Origin of the sequence: Pseudomonas sp. SB113, assembly GCF_040754745.1 — a bacterium.
Lineage (GTDB): Bacteria > Pseudomonadota > Gammaproteobacteria > Pseudomonadales > Pseudomonadaceae > Aquipseudomonas > Aquipseudomonas grimontii.
In genome coordinates, this window is record NZ_JBFMHW010000008.1 from 107,255 (window position 1) to 122,967 (window position 15,713).

General features: G+C 62.2%; 10 protein-coding genes. 8 read left to right on the plus strand and 2 right to left on the minus strand.

The annotated features are described in order from the left end of the window. The first annotated feature begins 44 nt into the window (after positions 1-44). From AB1462_RS12940 to AB1462_RS12965, 6 genes are all read left to right on the plus strand, one after another. A complete protein-coding gene (locus AB1462_RS12940) occupies positions 45-1,772 on the plus strand; it encodes an autotransporter assembly complex family protein (protein ID WP_259193300.1) in 1,728 nt (575 codons plus the stop codon). Continuing rightward, positions 1,772-5,443, plus strand: coding sequence for a translocation/assembly module TamB domain-containing protein (locus AB1462_RS12945; RefSeq protein WP_367246811.1), 3,672 nt, complete (start codon positions 1,772-1,774; stop codon positions 5,441-5,443). Before AB1462_RS12940 ends, AB1462_RS12945 begins: the two co-directional genes overlap by 1 nt. 204 nt (positions 5,444-5,647) lie before the next feature. Then, the gene (locus AB1462_RS12950; protein WP_090402705.1) at positions 5,648-6,121 is read left to right on the plus strand and encodes a MarR family winged helix-turn-helix transcriptional regulator; all 474 of its coding nucleotides are present in this window, start codon (positions 5,648-5,650) and stop codon (positions 6,119-6,121) included. Then, positions 6,118-7,569 (plus strand): efflux transporter outer membrane subunit, encoded by a 1,452-nt coding sequence (locus AB1462_RS12955; RefSeq protein WP_367246812.1) that lies wholly within the window; start codon positions 6,118-6,120, stop codon positions 7,567-7,569. The genes AB1462_RS12950 and AB1462_RS12955 overlap by 4 nt, the downstream gene beginning before the upstream one ends. Before the next feature lie 15 nt (positions 7,570-7,584). After that, positions 7,585-8,784, plus strand: coding sequence for an HlyD family efflux transporter periplasmic adaptor subunit (locus AB1462_RS12960; protein ID WP_367246813.1), 1,200 nt, complete (start codon positions 7,585-7,587; stop codon positions 8,782-8,784). Continuing rightward, positions 8,784-10,313 (plus strand): DHA2 family efflux MFS transporter permease subunit, encoded by a 1,530-nt coding sequence (locus AB1462_RS12965; protein ID WP_090402712.1) that lies wholly within the window; start codon positions 8,784-8,786, stop codon positions 10,311-10,313. Before AB1462_RS12960 ends, AB1462_RS12965 begins: the two co-directional genes overlap by 1 nt. A gap of 453 nt (positions 10,314-10,766) precedes the next feature. Here the strand turns inward: AB1462_RS12965 and lpxH are convergent, their stop codons facing one another. Next, entirely contained in the window at positions 10,767-11,516 is a 750-nt protein-coding gene (gene lpxH, locus AB1462_RS12970) for a UDP-2,3-diacylglucosamine diphosphatase (protein ID WP_259193303.1), read from the minus strand. Next, a complete protein-coding gene (locus AB1462_RS12975) occupies positions 11,513-12,016 on the minus strand; it encodes a peptidylprolyl isomerase (protein ID WP_090402716.1) in 504 nt (167 codons plus the stop codon). The genes lpxH and AB1462_RS12975 overlap by 4 nt, the downstream gene beginning before the upstream one ends. Before the next feature lie 239 nt (positions 12,017-12,255). On the opposite strand from AB1462_RS12975, the gene AB1462_RS12980 reads away from it, so the two are divergent. Next, a complete protein-coding gene (locus AB1462_RS12980; protein ID WP_090402718.1) occupies positions 12,256-13,956 on the plus strand; it encodes a glutamine--tRNA ligase/YqeY domain fusion protein in 1,701 nt (566 codons plus the stop codon). Between the two features lie 37 nt (positions 13,957-13,993). Next, positions 13,994-15,382, plus strand: coding sequence for a cysteine--tRNA ligase (gene cysS / locus AB1462_RS12985; RefSeq protein WP_090402720.1), 1,389 nt, complete (start codon positions 13,994-13,996; stop codon positions 15,380-15,382). Positions 15,383-15,713: the final 331 nt, after the last annotated feature.

Below are 15,713 nucleotides of genomic sequence, written 5' to 3' on the forward strand. Positions count from 1 at the left end.
TCTGAGTTCTAAGTTTCTCCCCAGCTCGTGTAGCATCCGCGCCTATGAAGTTTCCAGGAAGATTTACCAGCGGCTTGGTTCTGCTGTTCACAAGCTGCGGCGCATTTGCGCAAAGCGAATTGGACGTGCGGATCAAGCCTTCAAACGACGCGTTGAAAGCCAACATCGAAGGCTATATCGGCGGGGTGGGCGAGCGTGATGAAGAGGCCTTGCTGCGGTTCAGCCGTGGTGCCGAAGAGCAGGCGCGCAAAGCTGCCCAGGCACTCGGTTTCTATCAGCCCCGGATCGAAAGCGATGTGAAGGGCGGCAAGAACCCGCGCCTGATCCTCACCATCGACCCCGGCGAACCGGTGCATTTGCGCAACGTGACCATTCGGGTCGACGGCCCTGCCGCGAACCTCAAGGCCTTTCGCGTGCCCGCCAGCGACGACCTCAAATCCGGCGCCGTGCTCAACCACGGCCACTACGAAGACGCCAAGCGTCTGATCCAGAACCAGGCCTCGCGCTACGGCTTTTTCAGCGGGCGCTTCACCCGCCAGAAACTCTCGGTAGACCCGCAGGCCGGCGTCGCCGATATTGAACTCATCTACGACAGCGGCCCGCGCTACACCTTGGGCAAGGTCAGCTTTGCCGGCGACACGCCGTTTGACGAGGAGCTGCTGCAACGCATGGTGCCGTTTAAAAGTGGCGCGCCCTACGATTCCGAACTGATCGCCGAACTCAACCAGAACCTGCAAGCCAGCGGCTTTTTCGAAGGCGTGCGGGTGGACGCGGCACCCGCGGCTTCGGCCAACGACGTGATCCCGGTCGCCGTCAATCTGGAAACCCGCAAGCCGCGCACCATGGGCCTGGGCCTGGGTTTCTCCACCGACGTCGGCCCGCGTGGCAAGGCCAACTGGACCCGCCACTGGGTCAATCCCCAAGGCCACAGCTATGGCTGGGAAGCCGAGTTGTCGGCACCCCGGCAGAACGTTGGGCTGTGGTACGACATCCCGCTCGACCCGCCGCTTACCGATAAGCTGCGTTTCGCCGGCGGTTACCAGAATGAAGAAATCGCCAACACCGACACCTTGAGCAAATTGCTCACCCTAGGCCCCGAATGGCACAGCAAGTTGCCCAGTGGCTGGACCCGGGTGATCTCGCTCAAATACCAGCGCGAAGAATATCGCCTGGGCAATGACTCCGGCCTGAGTAACCTGCTGATGCCAGGTGTGAGCTATTCCTACCTGCGCAGCGATAACCGCATCGACCCCCATAATGGCTACCGCCTGCAATTCGACAGCAAGGTGGCCAAGGAGGGGTTGGGGTCCGACACCAACCTGCTTTATGGCACGGCGATGATCAAGGGCCTGACCACCCTGTGGGACAACCACCGCTTCCTGGCGCGGGCGCAGGTCGGCGGCAGCGCCACCAACGGCTACAAGTCGGTGCCACCGTCGCTGCGCTTCTTCGCCGGTGGCGACCAGAGCGTGCGCGGTTACGAATACCAGACGCTCTCACCGGAAAACGACCGGGGTGATCGTATCGGTGGCCGCTATATGGTGGCCCTGAGCGCCGAGTATCAATATTCCATCGCCGAAAAATGGCGGATCGCAACCTTTATCGACCAGGGCAACTCCTTCAATACCCTGGACTTGCCCAGCCTGAAAACCGGCGTCGGCGTCGGCATTCGCTGGGTCTCGCCGGTCGGGCCGATCCGCCTGGACCTGGCCCATGCCCTGGAAGACCCGGGCGGCGTTCGATTGCACTTTTCCATGGGGCCTGAGCTGTGATGCGTGGTGTGAAAATAGCGGGGCTGGCTGTGTTGGCCATCCTTGCGGTGCTGTTGCTGGCACTGTGGGCGGTGCTCGGCACCCAGGCGGGCAGTCGCTGGGCGCTGGGGCGTGTACCGGGCTTGAGCGTGGAGCATTTCCAGGGCCGCCTCGGCGGCCAGTGGAGCGCCGATCATCTGTTGTGGGCGCAAGACGGCAGTCGCGTGGAACTGGATGCGCCGGCGTTTGACTGGTCACCGGCATGCCTGCTGCGCATGACCCTGTGCATCAATCGCCTGGACGTGGAGCAAGTCCGCCTGGACGTTGCGCCGAGCACCGAAGAGAGCAGCGGGCCGATTCAATTGCCGGACCTGAAGCTGCCCGTTTCCATTCAGTTGGGCGACGTTCGTGTCGGCAGCCTGCTGTTTAACGGCAGCGAACAACTCAAGGGGCTGCAACTGGCGGCGCACTGGACCGCCGCCGGTATGCAGATTGACGCGGTGCACCTGCAACGGGACGGCCTGGTGCTGGACCTGAACGGCCTGTTGCAACCCAGCGGCGACTGGCCGCTGACCGCCAACGGCAACCTGAGCCTGCCCTATGCGCCGGGCGGTGCACCGTGGACGGTGACGCTCAAGGTCGAGGGCGATCTGCTCAAGACCCTCAAGCTCGACGCCGACAGCAGCGGCTACCTGCCCGCCAAGCTCATGGGTGAGCTGCAACCCCTGGCGGACGACCTGCCCGCACAGGTGCACATCACCGCCGATGGTTTCAAACCCAGCGCCGATCTGCCCGACACCCTGCAACTCAATCAACTGGACCTGACCGCCAAGGGCGATTTGCGCAGCGGCTACCAACTGCTGGGCAAGGCTGTGCTGCCGGCGGAGAAAGGCCCGGTGGACCTGTTGCTGCAAGGCAAGGTCGACGCCAAGGGCGCGCAGATCGCCGGCCTGGACCTGAACGCCGGCGAGCAGCAGAGCCTCAAACTCACGGCCCAGTTGGACTGGCAACAGGGCTTCAGCGCCGACGCCAAGATCGATTGGCTGGATTTTCCCTGGCACCGCCTCTATCCGCTGATCGACCAGCCGCAGGTGGTAGTGCGCACCTTCAACGGTGAGGTTTCCTACAAAGACGGCAACTACCTCGGCAACCTCAAGGCCGACCTCGACGGCCCGGCCGGCAAATTCAATGTGGTCACGCCGTTCAGTGGCGACCTCACGCAAATATTCCTGCCGGAGCTGAAACTGACCGCCGGCCAAGGCAAGGCCGAAGGGCATTTGAACCTGAAATTCGCCGATGGCATTGCCTGGGATACCGCATTGGACCTGTCGGCGCTGAACCCGGCGTACTGGGTGGCGCAATTGCCGGGCACGTTGGCTGGCCCCTTGCGCAGCCAAGGTGAGTTTAAAAGCGAACAGCTCAAACTCAACGCCGACCTCGACCTCAAGGGCCGCCTGCGTGGGCAAACCGCCGTGCTGGCGGCCAAGGCCGAAGGCGCGGGGGAGCAATGGACCCTGGCCAACCTGGATGTTCGCCTGGGCGACAACCGCATCAACGGCAGCGGCAGCCTGCAGCAACGCCTGGCCGGGCAGATCGACATCAAGCTGGCGCGCCTGGCCCAGCTGTGGCCACAGTTGCGTGGGCAGGTGAATGGCCGACTCGACGTGGCCGGCAGCCTCAAGGCGCCCCAAGGCAAACTCGAGCTCAAGGGCCAGCAACTGGCGTTCGCCGATAATCGCCTGCAAAGCCTGAGTTTGGACGCGAACCTGGACAGTGCCCAGCGCGCGAAAATCGACCTCAAGGGCAACGGCATTCAAAGCGGCGACACCCAGGTCGGCACGCTCACCGCCAGCGCCCAGGGCGACATCAGGAACCAGAAGGTCCAACTCGACCTGGCCGGCCCCTTGGTCAAACTCGCCCTGGCCCTCGACGGCAACCTCGACCAAGGCAACTGGCGCGGGCGCCTGGCCAGTGGTGATGTGCAGACGGGTGGCCAAGACTGGAGGCTGCAAGCACCGGCAAAAATCGAGCGCATGGCCGACAGCAAGCTGACCTTCGCGGCCCATTGCTGGGTCTCCGGCGCGGCCAGCCTGTGCGGTGAAGACCAGCGCCTCATGCCCGAACCCAAATTGCGCTACCACCTCAAGCAATTCCCCATCGGCAGCCTGGCGGCGTTTTTGCCCAAGGACTTCGCCTGGCAGGGCAATCTCAACGCCGACATACAACTCGACTTGCCCGCCAGCGGCCCCAAAGGCGTGGTCTCGGTGGATGCCAGCGGCGGCACCCTGCGGGTCAAGGACAAGGACCAGTGGCTGGATTTCCCCTACGACACCCTCAAGCTGGAAACCACCCTCAACCCCAAGCGTATCGACACCCAGCTGAACTTCCGTGGCGGCCAGCTCGGCGAGTTGCTGTTGCAGGCGCAGATCAACCCGTTACCGAAAAACAAGCCGATCAGCGGCAATTTCAGCCTCACCGGACTCGATCTCGCCGTGGCGCGGCCGTTTGTGCCAATGGTCGAGAAACTCAATGGCAGGCTCAACGGCAGCGGCCGCATCTCCGGTGGCCTGCTGGCGCCGCAGGTCAACGGCAACGTCAACCTGGTGGGGGGTGAAGTGTCCGGACCGGAGCTGCCCATCAGCCTTGAAGGGCTGAACGTGCAGGCGTTGATTGCCGGTGAAAGCGTGCAGCTCAATGGCGCGTGGCGCAGCGGTAAGGCCGGGCAGGGCAGCCTCAAGGGCCGGATCGACTGGGGCCAGGCGCTGGCGGTGGACCTGAGCCTGCAAGGCTCGCAATTGCCGGTCACGGTGGAGCCTTACGCCGAGCTGGAAGTGGCGCCAGACCTGAAGATCAGCTTGAAGAATGACAAGCTCGCTATTGCCGGCAAGGTGCGGATCCCGCGCGGCGACATCACCGTGCGCGAACTGCCGCCCTCCACCGTCAAGGTCTCGGATGACACCGTGATCGTCGGCAGCCAGACCGAAGAAGGCAAGCCGCCGATGGCCATGGCCATGGATATCGACGTGGCGGTGGGCGAAGACCAGCTCAACTTCTCGGGCTTCGGCCTCACCGCCAAGGTGCAGGGCCATGTGCATATCGGCGACAACATGGACACCCGTGGCGAGTTGTGGCTCAACGACGGCCGCTACCGTGCGTACGGGCAGCGCCTTGATGTGCGTCGTGCGCGGCTGCTGTTCGCCGGGCCGCTCGACCAGCCCTATCTGGATATTGAAGCGATCCGCAAGACCGATGATGTGGTCGCCGGCATCCGCCTGAGCGGCAGCGCCGAGCAGCCCACCACGCAAATCTTCTCGGAACCGGCCATGAGCCAGGAACAGGCGCTGTCCTACCTGGTGCTGGGGCGCCCGTTGAGCTCCACCGGCGAAGACAACAACATGCTCGCCCAAGCGGCCCTGGGCCTGGGCCTGATGGGCAGTGCCGGGGTCACCTCGGATCTTGCCAACAAACTGGGTATCCAGGACTTCGACCTCGACACCCAGGGCAGCGGCACCACCACGGCGGTGGTGGCCAGCGGCAAGATCACCGAGAAACTCAGCCTGCGTTACGGGGTAGGGGTGTTCGAACCGGCCAGCACCATCGCCTTGCGCTACCTGCTGAGCAAGAAGGTGTACCTGGAGGTGGCGAGTGGCGTGGCCAGTTCCCTCGATATCTTCTACAAGCGCGATTTCTAGATCCTTTCGCGGTACAAAATGTGGCAGGGGGCTTGCCCCGATAGCAGTCGTTCAGTCAACACATCAGTGACTGACCCAACGCTCTCGGGGGTAAGCTCCCTGCCACATTAGCAAGCAAGCTAATTATTCCATTTGACTTTCGCTGCCTAGGCAGTAACATCTGGTCATACATTCACTGCCTAGGCAGTAATAAGGTGACTTCCGATGCCTCACTTCACCCCTGAAAACTTCCACAACTGCCACCTCGGGCTGTTGCTGGGCCGCGCAGCGCTCCTCAAGGACCGCATCATCGACACCCATATGGAACCCCACGGCGTTACGGCCGCGCAGTTCAAGGTGTTGATCATCATGGCGCAGTTCGGCGTCGACACCCCGGCGGAGTTGTGCCGCAACCTGTCCCTGGACAGCGGTTCGATGACCCGCATGCTCGACCGCCTCGAGCAGAAAGGCCTGCTGGATCGCAAGCGCTCCGAGCAGGACCGTCGCCAAGTGCGGTTGGTCCTAACCCCGGACGGCCAGCGCCTGGCGGACATGCTCCCGTACATCGGCGCGCAAGCCTTGAACCAGCTGGCCGGGGCGTTGGAGCCCGGCGAGTTGCAAACCCTGGAACGGATCCTCAAGAAAATTCTGATAGCTGCCGGTGACCCCATCACCCTGCAGCGGGTAGGTAAAGAATGAACACACGTGCCCTTTGCCTGGTGCTCGTGGCCATGAGTGTGGCCGGTTGCGCCAACTTCAGCGGCCTCGACACCCAGGGCAAGCGCCTCGACGCCAACACCCTGCAAACCGGCAAATCCCTGAGCGGTGTGACCCTGTCGAGTGCCGCCTGGCCCAGCGCCGACTGGTGGAAAAGCCTCGGCGACCCGCAGCTCGACGGCCTGATCCAGGAAGCCCTGCAAAACAGTCCCGACATGCAAGTCGCCAGCGCCCGTGCCCATCAGGCCGAAGCCGCCGCCTATGCCGCGAATGCCGCGCGCATGCCGACCCTGGATGCCAGCGCCGGCGTGAGCCGTTCACGCCTGGCCAAGGACCAAGACCCGCGCGGCGAGGGCGACGCCTATTCGACCGTGCGTAATATCGGTGCCAGCTTCAACTACAACTTCGACCTCTGGGGTGGCCAGCGTGCCGCCTGGGAAGCCGCGTTGGGCCAGGCCCGCGCCGCCGAAGTCGACCAGCAGGCCGCGCGCCTGACCCTCGCCGCCGATGTGGCCAAGGCCTACAGCGACCTGGGCCAGGCGCATATCGTGCGCGACCTGGCCGGCGATGACCTCAAGCGCACCCGGCAAATGCTCGACCTGGGCAAACGCCGCCTGGCCGCGGGCATCGACAGCCAGTACCAGTACCAGCAAACCGAAAGCCTGGAAGCCAGTTCCCAGTCGCAATTGATCGATGCCGACAAACAACTGCAGAGCGCCAAGATCGCCCTCGCGGTATTGCTCGGCAAAGGTCCGGACCGAGGTAACGAACTGGCCCGCCCGAATGTGCTCAAACCCGCCGCTGTCGCCGTGCCTTCGGTGTTGCCCGCCGAGTTGCTGGGCCGGCGCCCGGACCTGATCGCCGCGCGCTGGAGAGTCGAGGCCGCCAGTAAGGACATCGCCGCCAGCAAGACGCGTTTCTACCCGAACCTCAACCTCAGCGCCAGCGCCGGGGCCGAGTCGTTGCTGGGCGATGCGATGTTCGGCTCGGCCAGCCGCTTCTTCAATATTGCGCCGACGATCTCACTGCCGATCTTCGATGGCGGCCGCCTGCGCGCCGACCTCGATGCGCGCGATGCCGACTACGACCTGGCGGTGGCCCAGTACAACAAAACCCTGGTGCAAGCCTTGGGCGATATCGGCAACACCCTTTCGCAACTGCGCGAAACCGGTCGGCAGATCCAGGCCCAGCAACACGCCACGGACATTGCCCAGCAGTCTTACGACACCGTGGTTCAGCGTTACGGATCAGGGGTCGGTAACTACCTGGACGTGCTCAGCATCGAGCAGCAATTGCTGCAGGCCCAGCGTCAGCTGGCGACCCTGAATGCCGGGCAAATCGATCTGTCGATTCAATTGATGCAGGCCCTGGGTGGCGGATACAACGCCGACAACGTGGCGTCGACCACCCCAGCCACACGCACGGAATAATTTGAGGTATTTGTCATGGCCACTGCCGAAAACACTAACGCTACAGAACAACCCAAAGACAACAACCCGCGCAAACGCAAAGTCATGCTGATTGGCCTGGCGCTGATCGTCATCCTCTGCGTCGTGGGCGTATGGGCCTGGCACGAATTCTACGGGCGCTTCAACGAAAGCACCGATGACGCCTATGTGAACGGCAACGTGGTGGAAATCACTCCGTTGGTCACCGGCACCGTGGTCAGCATCGGCGCCGACGACGGCGACCTGGTCCACGAAGGCCAGGTGCTGATCAACTTCGACCCCAACGACGCCGCCGTCGGCCTGCAAAGTGCCCAGGCCAACCTGGCCCGCACCGTGCGCCAGGTGCGTGGCTTGTACAGCAACGTCGATGGCATGAAAGCCCAGGTCAACGCACAGAAAGCCGACGTGCAAACCGCCCAGGACAATTTCAATCGTCGTAAGACCCTGGCCCAGGGCGGCGCGATTTCCCAGGAAGAACTGTCCCACGCCCGTGACGGCCTGACCGCCGCCAAGAACGCCCTGACCAACCTTGAGCAACAACTCAAGACCAGCAACGCGCTGGTGGACGACACCGTGATCTCGTCGCACCCGGACGTGCAAGCGGCCGCTGCGCAACTGCGCCAGGCTTACCTGGCCAACGCCCGCAGCACCTTGATCGCACCGGTCACCGGCTATGTGGCCAAGCGCACCGTGCAACTGGGCCAGCGTGTGCAGCCGGGCACTGCGTTGATGGCGGTGATCCCGCTGAACCAGCTGTGGATCGACGCCAACTTCAAGGAAACCCAACTGCGCGACATGCGTATTGGCCAGCCGGTGGACATCGAGTCGGACATCTATGGCAGCGATGTGAAATACAGCGGCACCGTGGATAGCCTCGGCGCCGGTACCGGCAGTGCGTTTGCCCTGCTGCCGGCGCAGAACGCCACCGGTAACTGGATCAAGATCGTGCAACGGGTGCCAGTACGCATCCACATCAATGCCGAAGAGCTGGCCAAGCACCCGCTGCGGGTCGGCTTGAGCACCGTCGTCAATGTCGACCTGCATGACCAGAGCGGCCCGGTGCTGGCGCAACAGGCGCCGCAGAAGGCTTCGTTCACCACCAACGTGTATGACCGACAATTGGCCGAGGCTGACGCCATGATCACCCAGTTGATCCATGACAACAGCATCGCCGCGCCCAAGGCTGTGCAACGCTGATGAGCAATAACGCCTCCTTCACGCCACCCAGCCTGTTGATGGCCACTATTGGCCTGTCGCTGGCGACCTTTATGCAGGTGCTCGACACCACCATCGCCAACGTGGCGTTGCCGACTATTTCCGGCAACCTCGGCGTGAGTTCGGAGCAGGGCACCTGGGTGATCACCTCGTTTGCGGTGAGCAACGCCATCGCCTTGCCGCTGACCGGCTGGCTGAGCCGGCGTTTTGGCGAAGTGAAGCTGTTCTTGTGGGCCACCATTCTGTTTGTGCTGGCCTCGTTCCTGTGTGGTATTTCCACCTCGATGCCCGAGTTGATCGGCTTCCGGGTGCTGCAAGGCCTGGTGGCCGGGCCGTTGTACCCGATGACCCAGACGTTGCTGATCGCGGTCTACCCCCCAGCGAGGCGTGGCATGGCCTTGGCGCTGCTGGCGATGGTCACGGTGGTGGCGCCGATTGCCGGGCCGATCCTCGGTGGCTGGATCACTGACAGTTACAGCTGGCCGTGGATCTTCTTTATCAACGTCCCCATCGGCATCTTCGCGGTGATGGTGGTGCGTGCGCAGCTCAAGAAACGCCCGGTGGCGACCAGCTACCAACCGATGGATTACGTCGGGCTGCTCAGCCTGATCGTGGGCGTCGGCGCGTTGCAGATCATCCTCGACAAGGGCAACGACCTGGACTGGTTCGAATCCAACTTCATCATTGTGGGCGCGGCGATTTCGGTGATTGCCCTGGCGGTGTTCATCATCTGGGAAATGACCGATAAGCACCCGGTGGTCAACCTGCGGCTGTTTGCCTACCGTAACTTTCGCATCGGCACGATTGTGTTGATCCTGGGCTACGCGGGCTTCTTCGGTATCAACCTGATCCTGCCGCAATGGCTGCAAACCCAGATGGGCTATACCGCCACCTGGGCCGGCCTGGCGGTGGCGCCGATCGGCATCCTGCCGGTGCTGATGTCGCCGTTTGTGGGCAAGTACGCGCACAAGTTCGACCTGCGCCTGCTGGCAGGCCTGGCGTTCCTGGCAATTGGCTTGAGCTGCTTTATGCGCGCGGGTTTCACCAATGAGGTGGACTTCACCCACATCGCCCTGGTGCAGTTGTTCATGGGCATCGGCGTGGCGCTGTTCTTCATGCCGACCTTGAGCATCCTGATGTCCGACCTGCCACCGCACCAGATTGCCGACGGCGCCGGTCTTGCGACCTTTCTGCGGACCTTGGGCGGCAGTTTTGCGGCATCGTTGACCACCTGGATCTGGATCCGCCGGGCTGACCAGCACCATGCGTACATGAGCGAGAACATGACCACCTATGACGCGGCCACCCGCGACGCGCTGCAGGCGCTTGGTGGGGCAGGGCACAAGGCCTATGCGCAACTGGACCAGATCCTCACCAGCCAGGCGTACATGATGTCCACCGTGGATTACTTCACGTTGCTGGGGTGGATGTTCATGGGGTTGATGTTGCTGGTGTGGCTGGCGAAGCCGCCGTTTGGCGCCAAGGCCGGGCCGGAAGCAAGCGGCCACTGATCCGCACGGATTGGAATGCAATCAAATGTGGGAGGGGGCTTGCCCCCGATAGCGGTGTGTCAGCCAAAAATAGGCTGACTGATCCACAGCCATCGGGGCATAAGTATCTACACAACTTCAGTAGGATAACGCGTAGCAGCTGTCGAGCCTTGGCGAGGCTGCGTCGGCCGCGACTCGAGCTTGAATCGGCAGCGCGCCTGACGCAGCCTCGCTTGCGCTCGGCAGCTGCTACGGGGGGAGGCATTGATGTGGATTGGCTTTCGTAGCTGTCGAGACTTGGCGAGGCTGCGTTTGCGGCGCGTCTGACACACCGCCGACGCAGCCTCGCCAAGGCTCGACAGCTGCTACGCAGGGGGCTCGGCTCAAGATGTGTAGATACTTATGGCCATCGGGGGGCAAGCCTCCTCCCACATTTTGATCTCTGTTCACATTGGATCAGTGGTGTTTGATATATCAGGCGCCAGGCAACGCCAGCTGCGGATTGACGAAGTCAAACGCCGCCAACTGAAACCCTTGCTCATCCGCCTGCAACGCCCAGCCCTGCTTGTCCCAATCCCCCAGCACAATGCGCTTGGCCGCCTGGTCACCAATCTGCAACTTATGGATCGCCGGGCGGTGCGTATGGCCGTGGACCAGGGTGCGTACGCCGAACTGCTGCATCACCCGCGGCACTTCCTCGGGCGTGACATCGACAATGTCGTTGGCCTTCATGCGCGTTTGCGCGCGGCTTTCACTGCGCAGCTTGCGCGCCAGCCGGTGGCGGGTGCGCAACGGCAAGTGACGCAGGATAAACAGCACAACCGGGTTACGCAGGATGCGCCGCAGCTTCATATAGCCAAGGTCGCGGGTGCAGAGGCTGTCGCCGTGCATCAACAGCACGGGTTCGCCTGCGAGCTGCACGACACTCGGATCCTTGAGCAAGGTGGCGCCTGCCGCTTTGCAGAACGCCTTGCCGAGCAGGAAGTCGCGGTTGCCGTGCATGATAAAAATCGGGGTGCCGCTGTCGCTCAGCTCGCGCAGAGCCTCGCAGATCGAACGCTGGAAGGGCGTCATCCCATCGTCGCCAATCCAGGCTTCAAAGAAGTCCCCCAGAATGTACAACGCCTGGGCGCCACGGGCGCGGCCGTGGAGCAGATCCAGAAACGCCCGGGTAATGTCCGGGCGCGTATCGATCAGATGCAGGTCTGAAATCAGCAATATCACCCAACGATCTCGGCTTTCTCGATGATCACGTCTTCTGCTGGAACGTCCTGGTGACCGGCCTTGGAGGTGGTCTGCACGCCTTTGATCTTGTCGACGACATCAGTGCCTTCGGTGACTTTACCGAACACGGCGTAGCCCCAGCCCTGGGTGTTCTTGCCGCTGTGGTTCAGGAAGGTATTGTCGGCCACGTTGATGAAAAACTGCGCGGAGGCCGAATGCGGCTCCATGGTACGGGCCATCGCGACGGTGTACTTGTCGTTGGAAAGGCCGTTGTCCGCTTCGTTCTGGATGCTTGGGCGCTTGTCTTTCTTTTCTTTCATGCCAGGCTCGAAACCGCCGCCCTGGACCATGAAGTTGCCGATGACACGGTGGAAAACCGTGTTTTCGTAGTGGCCGGCGTTAACGTATTCGATGAAGTTGGCGACGGTGATCGGCGCTTTCTCGGCGTTCAGCTCGATGACGATGTCACCGTGGTTGGTGGTCAGTTTGACTTGAGTCATGTTCACTACTCTTTTCAGGGAATTCGTGGGTTTGGACGCCTGGGGCGCCTTACCGGGTTGGCGCAATGGCGACCAAGGCGCGCAGTTTAGCGTGCCCAGCAGGAATTTCGAGGTGGTTTTTTACCAGCGGTGCGTTAAATGCACCTCAACGCTGTCAGCGCCTTGACAGCATCAGCTATGATACGGCCTTTGTTTTATCTGGCCCCACCTGGCCACGAACCTGTCTGTTCAAGGATCCTATGAGCAAGCCCACTGTCGACCCTACCTCGAATTCCAAGGCCGGACCTGCCGTCCCGGTCAATTTCCTGCGCCCGATCATCCAGGCGGATCTGGATTCGGGCAAGCATACGCAGATCGTCACCCGCTTCCCGCCAGAGCCCAACGGCTACCTGCACATCGGTCACGCCAAGTCGATCTGTGTGAACTTCGGCCTGGCCCAGGAGTTCGGTGGCGTCACGCACCTGCGTTTCGACGACACCAACCCGGCCAAGGAAGATCAGGAATACATCGACGCCATCGAAAGCGACATCAAGTGGCTGGGCTTCGAATGGTCCGGTGAAGTGCGCTATGCCTCCAAATATTTCGACCAACTGTTCGATTGGGCCGTCGAGCTGATCAAGGCCGGCAAGGCCTACGTCGACGACCTGACCCCGGAGCAGGCCAAGGAATACCGTGGCACCCTGACCGAACCGGGCAAGAACAGCCCGTTCCGCGACCGTTCGGTAGAAGAGAACCTCGACTGGTTCGCCCGCATGCGTGCCGGTGAGTTCCCGGACGGCGCCCGCGTGCTGCGTGCCAAGATCGACATGGCCTCGCCGAACATGAACCTGCGCGACCCGATCATGTACCGCATCCGCCACGCCCACCACCACCAGACCGGCGACAAGTGGTGCATCTACCCGAACTACGACTTCACCCACGGTCAGTCGGACGCCATCGAAGGCATCACCCACTCCATCTGCACCCTGGAGTTCGAGAGCCATCGCCCGCTGTACGAATGGTTCCTCGACAGCCTGCCGGTACCGGCGCACCCGCGTCAGTACGAATTCAGCCGCCTGAACCTGAACTACACCATCACCAGCAAGCGCAAGCTCAAGCAGTTGGTGGATGAAAAGCATGTGCATGGCTGGGATGACCCGCGCATGTCGACGCTGTCGGGCTTCCGCCGTCGCGGCTACACCCCGGCGTCGATCCGCAACTTCTGCGAGATGGTCGGCACCAACCGTTCCGACGGTGTGGTCGACTACGGCATGCTCGAGTTCAGCATTCGCCAGGACCTCGACGCGAACGCGCCGCGCGCCATGTGCGTGCTGCGTCCGTTGAAAGTCGTGATCACCAACTACCCGGAAGACAAGGTCGACCACCTCGAACTGCCGCGTCATCCGCAAAACGAAGCACTCGGCGTGCGCAAGCTGCCGTTTTCGCGTGAAATCTACATCGACCGCGATGACTTCATGGAAGAGCCGCCAAAAGGCTACAAGCGCCTGGAGCCGAACGGCGAAGTGCGCCTGCGCGGCAGCTACGTGATCCGTGCCGACGAAGCGATCAAGGACGCCGATGGCAACATCGTCGAACTGCGTTGCTCCTACGACCCGGAAACCCTGGGCAAGAACCCTGAAGGCCGCAAGGTCAAGGGCGTGGTCCACTGGGTGCCGGCCGCTGCCAGCATCGAATGCGAAGTGCGCCTGTACGATCGCCTGTTCCGTTCGCCGAATCCTGAAAAGGCCGAAGACAGCGCCAGCTTCCTCGACAACATCAACCCTGACTCCCTGCAAGTACTCACGGGTTGTCGTGCTGAACCCTCTTTGGGCGACGCACAGCCGGAAGACCGTTTCCAGTTCGAGCGCGAAGGTTACTTCTGCGCGGATATCAAGGACTCGAAACCCGGTCATCCGGTATTCAACCGTACCGTGACCTTGCGTGATTCGTGGGGCCAGTGAAGCCTTTGGCGGCTTTGCGTAGAAAGAAGGATTTGTCGTGCTAACGATCTACAACACACTCAGCAAGACCAAAGAAGTCTTCAAACCGCTGGATGGCAACAAGGTGCGCATGTACGTGTGCGGCATGACCGTGTACGACTACTGCCACATCGGCCACGGCCGCAGCATGGTTGCCTTCGACCTGGTGACCCGCTGGTTGCGTTTCAGCGGCTATGACTTGACCTATGTGCGCAACATCACCGACATCGACGACAAGATCATCAACCGCGCCAACGAGAACGGCGAGTCGTTCGACGCGCTGACCGAGCGCATGATCGCCGCCATGCACGAGGACGAGGCGCGCCTCAACATCCTCAAGCCGGATATGGAGCCGCGCGCCACGGACCACATCCCTGGCATGCACGCGATGATCCAGACCCTGATCGACAAGGGTTACGCCTACGCCCCGGGCAATGGCGACGTGTACTACCGCGTCGCCAAGTTCATGGGCTACGGCAAGTTGTCGCGCAAGAAAATCGAAGACCTGCGCATTGGTGCGCGCATCGAAGTCGACGAAGCCAAGCAGGACCCGCTCGATTTCGTGCTGTGGAAAGGCACCAAGCCCGGCGAGCCGAGCTGGGAATCGCCCTGGGGCGCCGGGCGTCCGGGCTGGCACATCGAATGCTCGGTGATGTCCACCTGCTGCCTGGGCGAGACCTTCGACATTCATGGCGGCGGCAGCGACCTTGAGTTCCCGCACCACGAAAACGAAATCGCCCAGAGCGAAGCCGCTACTGGCAAGACCTACGCCAACGCCTGGATGCACTGCGGCATGATCCGCATCAATGGCGAGAAGATGTCCAAGTCCTTGAACAACTTCTTCACCATCCGCGACGTGCTGGCAAAGTACCACCCGGAAGTGGTGCGTTACCTGCTGGTGTCCAGCCACTACCGCAGCGCCATCAACTACTCGGAAGACAACCTCAAGGACGCCAAGGGCGCCCTGGAGCGGTTCTACCACGCGTTGAAAGGTTTGCCCGCCGTTGCCCCGGCTGGCGGCGAAGCGTTCGTGGCCCGGTTCACCGAAGTCATGAACGACGACTTCGGCACCCCCGAAGCCTGCGCCGTACTGTTCGAGATGGTGCGCGAGATCAACCGCCTGCGCGAGAGTGATCTCGACGCAGCGGCTGGCCTGGCTGCGCGCCTGAAGGAACTGGCCAGTGTGTTGGGCGTGTTGCAGATGGAAGCCGACGACTTCCTGCAAGCCGGCGCCGAAGGGCGTGTGGATGCGGCTGAGGTCGATGCGCTGATCCAGGCGCGCCTGGCGGCTCGTGCCAACAAGGACTGGGCGGAATCCGACCGTATCCGCGACCAACTGACCGCGATGGGCGTGGTGTTGGAAGACGGCAAGGGCGGGACGACGTGGCGGTTGGCTGATCAGGCTTGATGGGTAAACGCTGAATGAAAAACGCCCCGACTGGTTCGGGGCGTTTTTTTGCACACCGTTTTAGTGAGTGGCTCACCCGATCCAGTGTGGGAGGGGCGGTGCGACGATTCGACTTGCCCCCGATAGCCAAGGGTATCTACACAACTTTTCAGACCCTGACAAATCTCCCTGTGGCGAGCGGGCTTGTCCCGCGTTGGGCTGCGTAGCAGCCCCAGTAAAGAAGAACGCGGTGTATCAGACAGTTTGTAGAGGCTGGTTTTGGGGCTGCTACGCAGCCCAACGCGGGACAAGCCCGCTCGCCACAACAGCCCTATCTGCCGGGCGTTCAGCG